This window comes from Streptomyces sp. DSM 118878, from assembly GCF_052936595.1.
Genome location: NZ_CP193622.1, coordinates 4,915,552 through 4,930,084 on the forward strand (window position 1 = coordinate 4,915,552; position 14,533 = coordinate 4,930,084).

General features: G+C 73.2%; 13 protein-coding genes. 7 read left to right on the plus strand and 6 right to left on the minus strand.

Features of this window, described 5'->3' with window-relative positions; translation table 11 throughout:
• Positions 1–27: 27 nt before the first annotated feature.
• Positions 28–951: a MurR/RpiR family transcriptional regulator gene (locus ACRAKF_RS21985; protein WP_447038990.1), complete on the minus strand. Its 924-nt coding sequence runs from the start codon at positions 949–951 to the stop codon at positions 28–30.
• A gap of 115 nt (positions 952–1,066) precedes the next feature.
• Between ACRAKF_RS21985 and ACRAKF_RS21990 the strand changes: the two genes are divergently transcribed.
• Together ACRAKF_RS21990 and ACRAKF_RS21995 are read left to right on the plus strand one after the other, a co-directional pair.
• Positions 1,067–1,423, plus strand: a complete 357-nt coding sequence (locus ACRAKF_RS21990; protein ID WP_447038991.1) for a hypothetical protein — start codon at positions 1,067–1,069, stop codon at positions 1,421–1,423.
• The gene (locus ACRAKF_RS21995; RefSeq protein WP_447038992.1) at positions 1,420–1,686 is read left to right on the plus strand and encodes a DUF4031 domain-containing protein; all 267 of its coding nucleotides are present in this window, start codon (positions 1,420–1,422) and stop codon (positions 1,684–1,686) included. The genes ACRAKF_RS21990 and ACRAKF_RS21995 overlap by 4 nt, the downstream gene beginning before the upstream one ends.
• Positions 1,687–1,723: 37 nt before the next feature.
• Here the strand turns inward: ACRAKF_RS21995 and ACRAKF_RS22000 are convergent, their stop codons facing one another.
• From ACRAKF_RS22000 to ACRAKF_RS22010, 3 genes are all read right to left on the minus strand, one after another.
• Positions 1,724–2,941 (minus strand): Cmx/CmrA family chloramphenicol efflux MFS transporter, encoded by a 1,218-nt coding sequence (locus ACRAKF_RS22000; protein ID WP_447038993.1) that lies wholly within the window; start codon positions 2,939–2,941, stop codon positions 1,724–1,726.
• 131 nt (positions 2,942–3,072) lie between these two features.
• A complete protein-coding gene (locus tag ACRAKF_RS22005) occupies positions 3,073–4,143 on the minus strand; it encodes a GNAT family N-acetyltransferase (protein WP_447038995.1) in 1,071 nt (356 codons plus the stop codon).
• A gap of 41 nt (positions 4,144–4,184) precedes the next feature.
• Complete coding sequence (locus ACRAKF_RS22010; RefSeq protein WP_447038997.1) at positions 4,185–4,850, minus strand: HD domain-containing protein; 666 nt, start codon at positions 4,848–4,850, stop codon at positions 4,185–4,187.
• A gap of 123 nt (positions 4,851–4,973) precedes the next feature.
• Between ACRAKF_RS22010 and ACRAKF_RS22015 the strand changes: the two genes are divergently transcribed.
• Together ACRAKF_RS22015 and ACRAKF_RS22020 are read left to right on the plus strand one after the other, a co-directional pair.
• Positions 4,974–5,660, plus strand: a complete 687-nt coding sequence (locus ACRAKF_RS22015) for a maleylpyruvate isomerase family mycothiol-dependent enzyme (protein ID WP_447038998.1) — start codon at positions 4,974–4,976, stop codon at positions 5,658–5,660.
• A 179-nt stretch (positions 5,661–5,839) separates the two neighbouring features.
• Positions 5,840–7,288, plus strand: a complete 1,449-nt coding sequence (locus ACRAKF_RS22020) for an NF041680 family putative transposase (RefSeq protein WP_447042102.1) — start codon at positions 5,840–5,842, stop codon at positions 7,286–7,288.
• 9 nt (positions 7,289–7,297) lie between these two features.
• Here the strand turns inward: ACRAKF_RS22020 and ACRAKF_RS22025 are convergent, their stop codons facing one another.
• Positions 7,298–8,251: a hypothetical protein gene (locus tag ACRAKF_RS22025; protein ID WP_447038999.1), complete on the minus strand. Its 954-nt coding sequence runs from the start codon at positions 8,249–8,251 to the stop codon at positions 7,298–7,300.
• A gap of 212 nt (positions 8,252–8,463) precedes the next feature.
• Between ACRAKF_RS22025 and ACRAKF_RS22030 the strand changes: the two genes are divergently transcribed.
• The 3 genes from ACRAKF_RS22030 (at position 8,464) to ACRAKF_RS22040 (ending at position 12,254) form a co-directional block, all read left to right on the plus strand.
• Positions 8,464–10,773, plus strand: a complete 2,310-nt coding sequence (locus ACRAKF_RS22030) for a heavy metal translocating P-type ATPase (RefSeq protein WP_447039000.1) — start codon at positions 8,464–8,466, stop codon at positions 10,771–10,773.
• 171 nt (positions 10,774–10,944) lie between these two features.
• Positions 10,945–11,640, plus strand: coding sequence for a copper homeostasis protein CutC (locus ACRAKF_RS22035; protein ID WP_447039002.1), 696 nt, complete (start codon positions 10,945–10,947; stop codon positions 11,638–11,640).
• 74 nt (positions 11,641–11,714) lie between these two features.
• Positions 11,715–12,254, plus strand: a complete 540-nt coding sequence (locus tag ACRAKF_RS22040) for a DUF2165 domain-containing protein (RefSeq protein WP_447039003.1) — start codon at positions 11,715–11,717, stop codon at positions 12,252–12,254.
• Here the strand turns inward: ACRAKF_RS22040 and ACRAKF_RS22045 are convergent.
• Positions 12,251–14,308 (minus strand): HelD family protein, encoded by a 2,058-nt coding sequence (locus tag ACRAKF_RS22045; RefSeq protein WP_447042103.1) that lies wholly within the window; start codon positions 14,306–14,308, stop codon positions 12,251–12,253. The genes ACRAKF_RS22040 and ACRAKF_RS22045 overlap by 4 nt on opposite strands.
• Between the last annotated feature and the right edge of the window lie 225 nt (positions 14,309–14,533).

Sequence of the window (14,533 nt, forward strand, 5' to 3'; positions counted from 1 at the left end):
TCGACGTGTAGAGCGGCGCCGACGCGTTCAGCGGGTGCCGGCGCGCTGGCTGTGGCGGTGCGCGAGCGCTTCGTAGGAGGCGGCGAGCGCCGGGGCCGCCGTCTCGTACGTCCGCTGGGCGACGCCCACGAACAGGCAGTCCACGACGAGCAACTGGCTCGTACGGGACGACATCGCGGCCGGGCGCAGCTCGCTCTCGCGCGCGGTGGAGGTGGTCAGTATGTGGTCGGCGTACTGGGAGACCGCGCCGTCCGGGCGGCCGGTGATCGCGATCGTGGTGGCCCCGTGCTCGAAGGCCACGCGCAGCGGTTCTATGACGTCGCCCGTCGAACCGGAGTGGGTGATCGCGATCGCCACGTCCTTGGCGCGCAGCGTCACGGCGTTGGTGACCGCGAGGTGCGGGTCGGAGTGGGCGTGCGCGATGTGACCGATGCGCAGCAGCTTCTGGGCGAGGTCCTGGGCGACGAGGCCCGAGGCGGCGACCCCGTAGATCTCCGCGCGCCGGGCGCCCGCGAGCGCCGCGACGGCCGCGCCGAGCTGCACGGTGTCGAGCCCCGCTGCGGTGTCGGCGAGGGTCTGCTGCTCGTCGTAGGCCAGCTTCGCGACGACGTCCGCGATCGGGTCGTCGACGGCGATGTCCGCGGTGACGGCGGGCGCGCGCCCCGACTGCTGCTGGGCGGCGAGCCCGGCGAGCGCGAGCCGCAGGTCCCGGTAGCCCGGGTAGCCGAGGAGGCGGGCGGTGCGCACGACCGTGGCCTCGCTGGTCCCGGTGAGCTCGGCGAGGCCGGTGACCGTGAGGGCCGCGCAGCCGGCGGGGTCGCCCGCGACGGCCTCGGCGACCCGCTGCATGGACCGCGTCATCGAGGGCGCCAGGGTCCGCACCTTGGCCGCGAGGGCGGCGGGGGCGGGAGGTGCCGCGCCCGTGAAAATTTCCTTCACGTCATTGGTCACGTCTGAAAGATATTTTCAGGGGTGGGGGCGGTCAAGACCCCGGGGTGGGGTTCCGTGGGTGCTCGCCGTCCGTGATCTTTTTCCGTGTGCCACGTACGGGGCGACAATGGAGGGCATGGACACGATCGACCCACTGGAGCAGGCGTTGCACGCCGCCCGCGCACTCGTCCTCGCCGACCTCGTGGCCCGGCAGGTCGCCGAGGCCGAGGTCGTCTCGCTCGTCGAGCAGTCGGTGGCGCACCGGCGCTGGTGGGTCGAGCAGTGGCCCGAAGGCATCGACTACGTGGCCGGGCTCGTCGCCCAGGACGTCCAGGACGCGCTCCTTGAGCGGTACGGGCGGTGGCCGCTCTGCCCTGTCTGCGGCTCGGGCGACCCCCACGCCCTCGACGTCGAGCCGGAGCTGGGGCCCGATCCGCACTGGGTGTGCGCGAAGGCGGGGGTCGTCGTGGCGCCCGTGGGCCGGCTCACGTGACGGTCTACATCGATCCGCCGACCTGGCCCGGCCACGGGCGCCTGTGGTCGCACCTGGTCAGCGACGTCTCGTACGAGGAACTGCACGCCTTCGCCGCCGCCATCGGCGCGCCGCCGCGCGCCTTCGAACGCGACCACTACGACATCCCCTCCCACCGGTACGAGGACGCGGTGCGGGCGGGGGCCGTCCAGATCGGCCCGAAGGAACTGGTGCGCAGGCTCACGCAGGCCGGGCTGCGGAGGCCGAAGGGGCGCCCGGCCTAGCGGTGCTTCATGGGCGTCCCGCCTAGCGGATGTCGGCCTAGCGGATGTCGGCGGGGCTCTCCGACGCGGAGTGCGCCACGGCCGCCGACGTCTCGATCACGCGGCTCGGCGCCCCGCGGTGCAGGCGCAGGGACAGCGCCACTCCCACGATGGCCGTCGCCGTCATCGCCGCGCCCGCCCACGCCGTGGCCGCGTACCCGAAGTCGAGGTCGATCACCGTGCCGCCGAGCCAGGGGCCGCCGGTGTTGCCGAGGTTGAACGCCGCCGTGGTGGTCGCGCCCGCCAGGGTCGGGGCGGCGCCCGCGACGTTGAACATGCGGGCGTTGAGGGCCGGGGCCGTGTAGAACGCGGAGAGGCCGAGCAGGAACGAGAGGGTGATGGCCGCGGCGGGCGTCGCGGCGAACAGGGCCAGCGCGACCAGGAAGACCGTGGACGCCGCTATGCCGCTGAGCAGCACCCCGAACAGGTGCGCGTCCGCCACGCGGCCACCGATCACCGTGCCGACCAGCGCGCCCGCCCCGAAGAGGCCGAGGACCGTCGGGACCCAGCCGTCGGAGAGGCCGGCCACGTCCGTGAGGAGCGGGGAGAGGTAGGAGAACGCGCAGAACACGCCGCCCGCCGCGAGGGCCGTGACGGCGATCGAGAGCCAGACCTGACGGTCGCCGTAGATGGACAGCTCCTTCTTGAGCTGCGGCTTCTCCTCGGGGAGCGGGATGCGGGGGATGAGCGTGAGGACACCCACGAGGGCGATGGCAGAGGCCCCGGCGACCGCCCAGAACGCCGAGCGCCAGCCGAAGTTCTCGCCGAGGAAGGCGCCCGCGGGGACGCCGAGGACGTTCGCGATGGAGAGGCCGCCGATCATCACCGCCATGGCGCGGGCACGCTGGTTGAAGTCGACCATGGCGATGGCGACGGCGGCGCCGACCGCCCAGAATCCCGCGCAGGCGAGGGCGCTGATGACGCGGGACGCGAAGAGGATCTCGTAGCTCGGCGCGAGGGCACCGGCCACCTGCCCCAGGCCGAACACCGTGATCAGCGCGATCAGTGTCGTACGGCGGGGGAGGCGGAGGGTCGCCACGGCGAGGAGAGGGGCGCCGATGACCATGCCGATGGCGAAGGCGGAGATGAGCAGGCCCGCGCTGGGTATGGAGACGCCCATGTCGTCGGCGATGGGCGGCAGCAGGCCGCTGAGCATGAACTCACTGGTGCCGAGCGCGAAGACGGCGAGGCCGAGCATGTAGACGGCTACGGGCATACGGGTACGGGTACCGCCGGCGTTCGGCTTCGCGGTCCGGGTGGAGATCGGCATAACCGGGGTCAACGCGGTGCGACGCTGCCGCATTCCTTCCCGACCCGGCGGCTTCCGGGCCCGGCGGCTTCCGGGCCCTAGCGCAGCCCGTAGGCGAGGTTCGGCTCGCGAGGGGGCAGGGGCGTGAAGCCCACGCGGGTCAGTACCGCCTGGGAGGGCAGGTTCCGGGGCTCCACCTGGGCCAGCAGGGATGTGACGTCGGGCCGCGCCAGGGCCCAGTCGGCCAGCGCCCGGAGGGCCACCGTGGCGTAGCCGCGGCCCCGCGCGGCCTCCGCGAGGTCGTAGCCGATCTCGACGCTGCCCTCGTCGTCCGGCGGCCCGTGGAAACCGATGGCCCCGACGGCCGTCTCGTCCGCGGTGCGGACGATCGCGTAGATGCCGAACCCGGGGCGGTGCACCCCGGACACGTACCCCTTCACGAGCTTTCCGGCCGCTCCCCGCGTCCCCTCGAAGGGCCCGCCCTCGATCCACGTGAGCCCGCCGGTGCCGCCTTCGGCGAGGTCCGCGGCGGCGGCCGGAGAGAGCTCACGCAGTGCCAGCGGCCCCGCGTCCAGCGAGGCCGCGTTGTGCCACTGCCACGCGGTCCGCCGGGCCCGCCCCGGCAGCTCGCCGCGCCCGGTGGCCCAGAGCAGGACCTCCCAGGGGCTCGCCCCGGAGGCGGCGGGCGGCACGTGCGGGAAGAGGTGCGCGAGGACGGCTTCGGTGAGCGGTGCGGGCGGCTCCGCGTCGGCGCCGAGCGACGAGGCGATGTCGTACGTGTGGAGCAGGAGCTCGGCGGACGCCATCGCGGCGAACCCCGCCGCGTCCGCGCTGCCGCAGGGGTAGGGGTGGAACCCGCGGACCCCGCCGGGCGTCGTGCGGACCACCGAGGCCAGCAGGCCCCCGGTCGCCTCGATCACCCGGACCGCGTCCCCGGGGCCCGAACCCTCGTCGAGGGAGACCTCGAAGGGCACCCAGTCACCGGCGGCCCGGCCGGTGAGCTGTCCCGCGTACGCGACGAGGCAGCTCGCGGTGTGTTCCGCCGTCTTCAGGCAGCTCCATTCGAGTCCGCCCGCCGGTCCGTCCCAGTCCCGGTCCACCACCGTACGCAGCACCTTCGCCGCGTGCGCCACGGCTTCCTCGACCCGGTCCCCGCCCATGAGAAGCATGCGCGCAGCGTACGGGAGGCCGAACGGACGGGCCTCGGAATTTACGGGGTGAGCAGGTCCAGCTCCGTGGAGAGGTTCTCGCGTGCCGGGGCCTCCCAGTGGGCCGCTCCGTGCTCCGTCCTGAACAGGCGTGGCAGCGCCAGGAGTTGGTGGAGGACCGCGGCCCGTCCGGCGCGGAAGGTCTCGTCGGGCACGAAGGCGTACTCCTCGCGCACGGCCGCCGCGTAGGCCGCGTAGGCGGCGGGTTCCGACGCCAGGACCGCCAGGTCGGCGTCGCAGAGCACCTCGCCGTTGCGGTCGCCGTCGGCCGGGTCGTGGCTGACGGTGAGGCGGACAAGACGGGCCACCTCGGCGATCTGCGCCGCCGTCAGGCCCGCTTCGGGAAGCGCGCGCTCGGCCAGGCGGGCGGAGCGCTCCTCGTTCGTCGAGCGGTCGGGGAGGTAGACCGCGTCGTGGAACCAGGCGGCGAGGCGGACGAGCTCGGCGTCCTCGGCGTGGTCCTCCAGTACGTCGATGTGGTCGAGGACCGCCGTCAGGTGGGCGGTGGTGTGATACCGCCGCTGTGGTTCGGCCCAGCGCTCGATGAGGTTGTCGGCGATCCGGTACGGGTCGAAGACGCACTCTTCGGTGTTCCGCGCGCGCAGCAGCGTCCGCAGCCAGCGGGCGCGGAGGTCGTCGGTGTCGCCGTGGTCGGCCGTGGGTGCCATGCCTCGACCTTAGAGCCTGTGTCATACACAGGCTCTTGGAGCCTGCGCCATACCCCCGGCCGGGCGCGCGGCCGCGGTGTCCGTGCCGTTGCCAGGAGCCGCCGTGGACGGTTGGCTCGGTCCATGACGACCATGACGCCCGACGAGACCTACGAGCCCGAGCGCGCGGGACGGCTGCTCATCGCCGAACGCGACGCCCTGATACCGCTGTTGAGGGACGCGCCCGACGACGCGTACGCGATCCGCACCTGCTGTCCCGGCTGGACCGTGCGGCACGCGCTCGCACACTGCGGTGCCGCGCTGATGCGGGTGGTCGAGAGCCGCTTCGAGGAGGGCGTGTTCTCCGCCGAGAGCAATGAGAGGGACATCGCCGAGCGCGCCGGCTGGCCGAACTCGCGCGTCGTCGACGAGCTGGAGCGCGGCCTCACCGAGGCGGGCCCCGTGCTCGCCGCGGCCAAGGGGAAGCTCGACGGCGTCGCGCTGGGGGAGTGGGTGCACGCCGGTGACGTACGGGAGGCCTGGGGCAAGCCGGGCGCGTACGCGGGGGCGACGCTGGCGGACGCGCTGCCCCTGCTCGGGCAGTTCAGCAGGGGGGCGTTCGCCAGGGCGAGGCCGGGCCTCGCGGTGCACGCCGACATCGACGGCCGGGACGAGCCGCTGACCCTCGGCGCCACGGACGGCCGGCGGCCCCCGGCCCGCTACATCGGCGACGCGCCGACCCTGATCCGCCTCTGCTCGGGCCGCCCCCTCACGGGCACGCGGTACGAACTGGCCGGGGCGAGCGAGGACGAGCTGATCCTCTTCGGCTGAGGTCCCGGCCGGGGGCCGGGTTATGGCGCCGGCTCTCAGCTTGTTCTTTAACCTCTGACGTCGAACAGGGCGTCGTACGACGTCACTCACCTGGGGATTCGCCGGACAGGCGGACGGCCCTCGCATGATCCTGCGTTCCGCCACGGAAACAGATTCATACGAAGGCCGCAGAGGTGAGTGTGCTGGACCACGATGCCCGGCGTGACGCGTTCGACTTCACGTCACACTTCCGGGAGGACTTGTACGCGTGCCTGACCCGGCGCGGTGACACCTTGTTCGAGCTCGCGGACGCGATGCTCTGTGAGAACGGGCCGGTGACCTCGCCGGTCGATCTGACCCTGCTGGCCGAACACCGTCGCGGCCACGGCGCGCTCTATGACGCTTTGAATCACGGCCGTATCGACGTGGACGGCCTGCGGAGGGCCCTGGCGGTGCTGCCGCAGCCCAAGGCCGCCGACAACCGGCTCGTCCTCGCGGTCGACGTGAGCAACTGGCTTCGCTCGGACGCCCCCACCAGCCCAGACCGCCTGTTCTGCCACGTCTACGGGCGCAACGGACGCTCCAGTGACCAGTTCGTTCCCGGCTGGCCGTACTCGGTCGTCGCCGCCCTGGAAACGGGACGCACCTCGTGGTGCCAGCTGCTGGACGCCATCCGCCTCGGCCCCGACGACGACCTGGCCGGGGTCACCGCCGCCCAGGTCCGCCGCGTCGTGGCCGACCTGATCGACGGTGGCCAGTGGGAGGAAGGAGACGCCGACATCCTGGTCATCTTCGACGCCGGCTACGACGCCCCGCGCATGGCCCACCTGCTCGACGGCCTGCCCGTCGAGGTGCTGGGGCGGATGCGCTCGGACCGGGTGATGCGCCGCCCGGCGCCCTCGCGTGAGGAGTTCTACCGGGCCAACCCCCGCGGCGGCCACCTGCCCAAGCACGGCAAGGAGTTCCGCTTCGCCAAGACGGACACCTGGGGCGAGCCCGACGCGGCAACCGTGCAGGTCACCGACCGGTACGGCACCGCCCACGCCATGGCCTGGGACCGACTCCACCCCCGGCTGACCACCCGCAACGCATGGATCGACCACGAGGGCGAACTACCCCTCATCGAGGGCACGCTGATCCGTCTGGAGGTCGACCACCTGCCCGGCGGCCAGGACCCGCTGCCCATCTGGCTGTGGTCCTCGCGGACCGGCATGACCGGCCCGGACGTCGATCTGCGCTGGCAGGCGTTCCTGCGCCGCTTCGACGTGGAGCACACCTTCCGCTTCATGAAACAGACCCTCGGCTGGACCCGCCCCAAGCTGCGGACCCCCGAGGCCGCCGACCGGTGGACATGGCTCGTGATCGCCGCCCACACCCAGCTGAGACTCACCCGCGAAGCCGCGGCCGACCTCCGCCGCCCCTGGGAGAAACGAGCCGAACCCGCCCGCCTCACCCCGGCCCGGGTCAGGAGAGGGTTTCGGAACCTCCGCCCACACCTGCACTGCCCGGCCCGCGCACCGAAACCCTCAACACCCGGGCCAGGAAGGCCACTTGGCTCCAAAAACCGGCACCCCGCCCCTCACTACGACATCGGAAAGACAACCAAACGCCCCAAAAGCATCACTCAGCGCAAAGCTCGCAAAGCTTAAATTTCAAGCTCAGTGGCCGTGGCCGCCGCCGTTCTTCTCCGCGGTCCCGCCGCCCTCATGGCCCCCCGCGTACACCGTGAACGCCGCCGTGCGGACCTCGCCCTTGTGCTTGAAGTCCAGGAACAGGCGGTACGCGCCCGCGCTCGGTGCCGTCGTCGTGAAGGAGACCCCGGGGCCCGGCTTCGTCGCGCCGTCGCCCGGCTCGCCGTTCGGGTGGACGTGGAGGTAGGCGAGGTCGCCCGAGCGCAGGGCGACCAGGTGGCCGTAGGCGCCGAGGTAGGGCTGGAGGTCGGTCACCGGCCTGCCGTTCTTCGCCACGCTCAGGGTGAGATCGGCGGCCTCGCCCGGCTTCAGGCCGCCCTTCAGCGTGACGTCGTAGCCGTCCACCGTGGCCTTGGCGCTCTTCGCCGGAAGCTCCTTCGGGGCGGACTTCCCCGCCACCGCCAGGTCGGCGCCGAGCGTCAGGGCCTTCTTGGCGCCCCGGGGGTGGAAGTCGGCGAAGACGCGGTGACCGCCCGCCTCGGGGAGCGTGAGGCGGGTCGACCAGGTGCCGTCCGCCGCGCGCTCCGGATGCAGATGGCGGTAGGTGGTCAGGTCCCGTGAGGCGACGATGAGGTGCAGCTCCTTGGTGTTCTCCTTCTCGTACGCGGTGACGTTCCGGCCGGTCGCGTCCTTGACGACGGCGAAGCGGAGCTCTTCCTTCCGGCCCGCTTCGACGTGGGCGGTCTTGAGGTCGAGGGTGTAGCCGCCCTCGGAGATCCGCAGGCCGCCGGGGGTGCTGTCGGCCCCTGCTTCCCCTGCTTCCCCTGCTTCCCCTTGGTCCGCCTCGCCGTGTTCCTGGTGCGGGGCCGCGGCCGGTGGCTTGTCCGTGACGGGGTCGACGGCCTGGCCCACCCCGTACGCGGTGCCGAACGTGGCGGCGACGGCGGTGGTGAAGGCGGTGATCTTCAGTGCGGTGTTCATGACGGCTCCCTGGCGTTCTTGGGCGGTACTCGGCTCGACTCAGGCTCGACTCAGGCTCGACTCAGGGACGACGATACCCCTGGGGGGTACCAAGTCAAGTCCGGATCGCCCTTGCGTTAGGTACCCCCCCTGGGTATAACTTGGGTCTCGTCAGGGGTACCCGGGCCGGGTATCCGAAGCGGAGCCGCGAAGCGTTACGAGGAGCCTGCGACATGTCCACCACCACCCCCGGCCACACCGAGGCGGCAGAGGTAGAGCTCGCCATCGGTGGCATGACCTGCGCCTCCTGCGCCGCGCGGATCGAGAAGAAGCTCAACCGCATGGACGGCGTCGAGGCCACCGTCAACTACGCCACCGAGAAGGCCAAGGTCAGCTACCGCGGCGCCGACATCTCCGTGGGCGACCTCATCGCCACCGTCGAGGCCACCGGTTACACGGCGCAGGAGCCCGCCCCCGTACGAGATACGAGCGAGGGAGCCGCCGGTCCTGGCGGCCACGGGGACGGGGACGGGGGCGGGAGCGGGGCGCGGGACGGCGACGGACTGCGCTCGCTCCGCGAGCGGCTCGTCACCGCCGTGCTGCTCTCCGTGCCCGTCATCGCCATGGCGATGGTCCCCGCCTGGCAGTTCGAGTACTGGCAGTGGCTCTCGCTGACCCTGGCCGCGCCCGTCGTGACGTACGCCGCCTGGCCCTTCCACAAGGCCGCCTTCACCAATGCCCGGCACGGCGCGGCCACCATGGACACGCTGATCTCGGTCGGCACGTCGGCGGCGTTCCTCTGGTCGCTGTGGGCGCTGTTCTTCGGCACCGCGGGCACGCCGGGCATGACCCACCCCTTCGAGCTGACCATCGCGCGCACCGACGGCGCCGGGAACATCTACCTGGAGGCCGCGGCCGGCGTCACCGCCTTCATCCTCGCCGGGCGCTACTTCGAGGCCCGTTCCAAGCGCAAGGCGGGCGCCGCCCTCAAGGCGCTGCTGGAACTCGGCGCCAAGGACGTCACCGTGCTGCGCGACGGCGGGCGCGAGGAGACCGTGCCCGTGGGCGAGCTGAAGACCGGTGACCGTTTCCTGGTCAGGCCCGGCGAGAAGATCGCCACCGACGGACGGGTCGTCGAGGGCGCGTCGGCCGTCGACGCCTCCATGCTGACCGGCGAGTCCGTTCCCGTCGAGGTCGGCGTGGGCGACGCGGTCACCGGGGCCACGCTCAACGCCGGCGGACGCCTCGTCGTCGAGGCCACCCGCGTCGGGGCCGACACCCAGCTCGCCCGCATGGCACGGCTCGTGGAGGACGCGCAGAACGGCAAGGCCGCCGCCCAGCGCCTCGCCGACAAGATCTCCGCGGTCTTCGTGCCGGTCGTCATCGGCCTGGCCCTCGCCACCCTCGGCTTCTGGCTCGGCAACGGCGCCGGGCTCACCGCCGCCTTCACCGCGGCCGTGGCCGTGCTGATCATCGCCTGCCCGTGCGCCCTGGGCCTCGCCACCCCGACCGCCCTCATGGTCGGCACCGGGCGCGGCGCCCAGCTCGGCATCCTGATCAAGGGCCCGGAGGTCCTGGAGTCCACCCGCCGGGTCGACACCATCGTCCTGGACAAGACCGGCACCGTCACCACCGGCACCATGACCCTGCTCGCCACGCACACCGCCCCCGGCACCACCGCCGCCGAGGCCCTGCGGCTCGCGGGCGCGTTGGAGCACTCCTCGGAGCACCCCGTGGCGCGGGCCATCGCCGCGGGGGCCGCCGCGGAGGCGGGCCCGCTGCCCACCCCCGAGGACTTCGCGAACGTCGCCGGGCTCGGGGTGCAGGGCGTCGTCGAGGGCCACGCGGTCCTGGTCGGCCGCGAACAACTCCTCGCCGAGTGGGAGATCCACCTGCCGGCCGAGCTGAAGCGGGCCAAGGATGAGGCGGAGCAGGCGGGCCGTACGGCCGTCGCGGTCGCCTGGGACGGCGAGGCGCGTGCGGTCCTGGAGGTCGCCGACGCGGTGAAGGACACCAGCGCCGAGGCGATCCGGCGGCTGCGCGCGCTCGGGCTCACCCCGATCCTCCTGACCGGCGACAACAAGGCGGTCGCGGCATCGGTGGCCGCCGAGGTCGGCATCGCCCCGGAGGACGTCATCGCCGAGGTGCTGCCGCAGGACAAGGTCGACGTGGTCAAGCGGCTCCAGGCCGAGGGCCGCAGCGTGGCCATGGTCGGCGACGGCGTGAACGACGCGGCGGCCCTCGCCCAGGCCGACCTGGGTCTGGCGATGGGCACGGGGACGGACGCGGCCATCGAGGCGGGCGACCTGACCCTCGTACGAGGGGACCTGCGGGCCGCGGCGGACGCGATCCGGCTCTCGCGCCGCACCCTCGGCACGATCAGGACCAACCTGTTCTGGGCCTTCGCCTACAACGTCGGCGCGCTGCCGCTCGCCGCGGCCGGCCTGCTCAACCCGATGATCGCCGGGGCGGCCATGGCCTTCTCCTCGGTCTTCGTGGTCGGCAACAGCCTGCGGCTCAGGGGGTTCAAGCCGCTGGTCTGAACCGCCGCGCCGCCGAGCGGATCACCCCGGTACGCCGAGCGGATCACCCCGGTACGAGGGAGTCGCCTCGCGCCGGGGTGTTCTGCGCGTAGGCTGGTAATTGGACTAGACCTGTGCAGCGGTGTGGGCCTGGAGACGGACCGGGCCCGTGATGAGAAGGAAGAGACATCCATGAGCAAGCGTGCAGTGCTGGAGGTGATCGCCCTCGACGCCGAGGACGCCGTCGCCGCCAGGGACGGAGGTGCGGACCGGCTTGAGCTGGTGACCGACATGGCCGCGGACGGCCTCACCCCCTCGCGTGAGACGTTCGCCGCGATCCGCGCCCGGGTCGACATCTCGCTGCGCGTCATGCTGCGCCTGGCCGACGGCTTCGCCGCCGGGGACGTCGACGAGCTCGTACGCCGGGCCGGTGAGCTGCGGAGCGAGGGCGCCGACGAGTTCGTGCTCGGCTTCCTCGACGAGGCGGGCGCCCCCGACCTGGCGGCCGTGGAGCCGCTGGTCGCCGCCCTCGACGGCTGCCGGTGGACCTTCCACCGGGCGATCGACCGCGCCGCCGACCGCGACGCCCTGCGCAAGCAGCTCGCGGACCTGCCGGGGCTCGACACGTACCTGACCGCGGGCGCCGCGGGCGGCGTCGACGACGGCCTGCCCACGCTGGTCGCCGAGGCGGCCCGCCGCGGCGACCCCGGCTACGAGCAGCGGCTCCTGGTCGGCGGCGGCCTCCGCCTCGACCACCTGCCCGAACTGAGGGCGGCCGGGGTGGACGCCTTCCACATCGGCGGCGCGGCGCGACCCTCCGGGTGGACGGCGCCGGTCTGCGCCAAGGCCGTGGCGCAGTGGCGCCGGGCCGTCGACGGGCGGGAGTAGCGCGGTGCGCCCCGCCCCTGGCGGGGCGCCTCCCGGGCCCTCGGGGTAGAACTGGTGCCCTAGGGAGGGGAATTATGAACACCGCACCGTCAGACCGGGCACTGCCCGCCGCCGCGGCCCTGCTCACCGGGACCGTCGCGCTCTACATCGCGCTCGTCGCCTTCGGGAACATCACCGACTTCGGCACCAACCAGCAGTTCGTACGCCATGTCCTGGCGATGGACACCACCTTCAAGGACGACGACCTGATGTGGCGCGCGGTGACGTCCACCGGGCTCCAGGACGCGGCGTACATCGCGATCATCGTCTGGGAGACCGTCGCCGCGCTGGTGCTCATCGCCGCGACGGCCCTGTGGGCCGCGGCCCTGCGCCGCCGCTCCGGCTACCCGCGCGCCCGGCGCCTCGGCACGCTCGGCCTGCTGATGGTGCTGCTGCTGTTCGGCGCCGGGTTCATCGGCATAGGCGGCGAGTGGTTCTCCATGTGGCAGTCGGAGGACTGGAACGGCCTCGACGCGGCGACCCGCGTCGTGACCCTGGCCGGCCTGGTGCTCCTCGTGACCCACCTGCCGTCCGCCGCGGGCCCGACGGGCGGCGGCAAGGGGGCCGCGGACTAGGCGAGTTGTGCGGGCAGGTCCGCCGCGTGCACGACGGTCAGCCCGGACACCGCACGCGTCAGCGCCACGTACAGCCGGCGCAGGCCCGTCCGCCGGTCGGGCTCGCCGTCGACGACGGCGGCGGGCTCGTCGAGCACCACGTAGTCGTACTCCAGGCCCTTCGCGAGGGAGGCGGGCACCAGGGTCAGCCGCGCGTCGGGCGTCGTCTCCTCGCCGGGGGAGAGCGGCGTGACCCCCGCCGCCTTCAGCGCCTCCGCCAGCGCGGGCACCCGGGAGTCCGCCGCGATCAGGCCCACCGAACCCTCCCGCAGCAGCGCCTCCTCGCACGCGGTGAGGCAGGCCGCGTCCAGCGCCGCCCCGGCGTCATCCGCCCGCCGCACCACGAGCGAACCCGGCGACTCACGCACCGAGTTGACCTCGGCGAGACCGGGCGCGATGTCCGGCAGCAGCCGGGAGGCGTACGCGATGACCTCGCGCGGCACGCGGAAACCGGCCGTCAGCTCCTCCACCACCGCGTCCGCCTTGCCCAGATGGCCCAGCGCCTCGGCCCAGCTCCGCGTCGCCCAGGGCGTCGTGCCCTGCGCGAGGTCGCCGAGCACGGTCGCCGATCCCGTCGTGCAGCGCCGGCCCACCGCGCGGTACTGCATGGGGGAGAGGTCCTGCGCCTCGTCGAGCACCACGTGGCCCAGCGAGTGCGTGCGCGAGACCAGGTCGGCCGCCTCGTCGACGAGCACCGCGTCCGCCGCCGACCACTTGGCGGACTTCACGCTCCGCGCGGGCCTGGCCCACAGGATCGTCCGCTGCTCCTCCTCCGTCAGGACGCCGTCGGCGTGCGTGGCGAGGAACTCCGCGTCCGAGAGCAGCCGCAGGACCAGCTTCGCCGGGTCGACCGGCGGCCAGAGGGCCTTGACGGCCGCCTTCACCGCCGGGTTGCGCGCCACGGCGTCCTGCACGCGGTCGTCGGGGGCCTCGCCCGACTGCTCCATGCGGACCAGGACGGCGTGGGCGATGCGCTGCGGCAGGGCGTCGCGCGCGGCACCGTACCGGATGTCGCGCGCGAGCAACTCCCGGACCAGCTCCTCCACTTCGTACGCCGGGACGCGCCAGCGCCGCGAGCCGCGCACCACGACGACCGGCTCGGTGGGGAAGGTGACGTGCGAGCGCACGGCCTTGCGCAGCACCTCGGCCATGCGTGCGTCGCCCTTGACGAGCGCGGCGGCGGGCTCGTCCGCGCCGCGCACCTCCACGTGCGAGACGAGGTCGCCGACGGTGGCCTGCTTGACCTCCAGCTCGCCGAGGGCGGGCAGCACTTGCTCGATGTAGTGGAGGAACGAGGCGTTCGGCCCGATGACGAGCGTGCCCGTGCGGGCGAGCCGCTCGCGGTGGGCGTAGAGGAGGTAGGCGACGCGGTGCAGGCCGACGGCGGTCTTGCCGGTGCCGGGGCCGCCCTGGACGCACACGCTCCCGCTCAGCCCGCTCCTGACGATCTCGTCCTGCTCGGGCTGGATGGTGGCGACGATGTCCCGCATCGGGCCGACGCGGGGCCGCTCGATCTCGCGCTGGAGCAGCGCGCTGGTCCGCTCCACCTCGTCGGCGTCGCTGAGATGCTCGTCCTCGTACGCGGTGAGGTCGCCGCCGGTGTAGCCGAAGCGGCGGCGCAGCGCGATGTCCATCGGGGCCTTCTTCGAGGCCCGGTAGAACGGCTGGGACACCGGCGCGCGCCAGTCGATGACCATCGGGTCGCCGTCGGCGTCGTGCACGTGGCGCCGCCCGATGTAGAACCGCTCGCCCTCCGCGCCCTCCGCCTGCTCGGCTCCGGGGGCGCGCAGGTAGTCGAGGCGGCCGAAGAACAGCGGGGTGTGGGCGAGGTCGGCGAGGGACTTGATGCGGTCCTCGATCTGTCTTTCGAGGACCGCGGCGTTCACCCAGTTCGCGGTGACGTCACGGATGTCGAGGGCCTCGGCGTCCGCGCGCATGGCGCGCAGGGCGGAACGGGACGCGTCGAGGTGACCCCGCTCGCGGGCGAGGGGGTCGGTCTGGTCGTGCGCGTGCACGTATGCCTCCGGCGGTTCTGCGGTGTCGTGGCGCGGGCCGCCACGGTCGCCGCTGCGGTCCACCGCCACGGCTCGTCGGCCCTGCCTCTTGCGGCCACCCGGTTCCCGACCGGGCAGCGGCACTCCACACGGGAGGCCGGGGAAGGAGGCATATTAGGCGAGCGGCATGGGACGGGGCGAATGGTTTTCCCCCGGAGGGCGGGGCGGCGCGCCGGGTGCCGTGGG

Bases quoted from the DNA above. Each gene is read 5' to 3' on its own strand.
- ACRAKF_RS21990 (WP_447038991.1), top strand. From the start codon at position 1,067: ATGGACACGATCGACCCACTGGAGCAGGCGTTGCACGCCGCCCGCGCA.
- ACRAKF_RS22000 (WP_447038993.1), bottom strand. From the start codon at position 2,941: ATGCCCGTAGCCGTCTACATGCTCGGCCTCGCCGTCTTCGCGCTCGGC.
- ACRAKF_RS22005 (WP_447038995.1), bottom strand. From the start codon at position 4,143: ATGCTTCTCATGGGCGGGGACCGGGTCGAGGAAGCCGTGGCGCACGCG.
- ACRAKF_RS22010 (WP_447038997.1), bottom strand. From the start codon at position 4,850: ATGGCACCCACGGCCGACCACGGCGACACCGACGACCTCCGCGCCCGC.
- ACRAKF_RS22015 (WP_447038998.1), top strand. From the start codon at position 4,974: ATGACGACCATGACGCCCGACGAGACCTACGAGCCCGAGCGCGCGGGA.
- ACRAKF_RS22025 (WP_447038999.1), bottom strand. From the start codon at position 8,251: ATGAACACCGCACTGAAGATCACCGCCTTCACCACCGCCGTCGCCGCC.
- ACRAKF_RS22030 (WP_447039000.1), top strand. From the start codon at position 8,464: ATGTCCACCACCACCCCCGGCCACACCGAGGCGGCAGAGGTAGAGCTC.
- ACRAKF_RS22035 (WP_447039002.1), top strand. From the start codon at position 10,945: ATGAGCAAGCGTGCAGTGCTGGAGGTGATCGCCCTCGACGCCGAGGAC.
- ACRAKF_RS22040 (WP_447039003.1), top strand. From the start codon at position 11,715: ATGAACACCGCACCGTCAGACCGGGCACTGCCCGCCGCCGCGGCCCTG.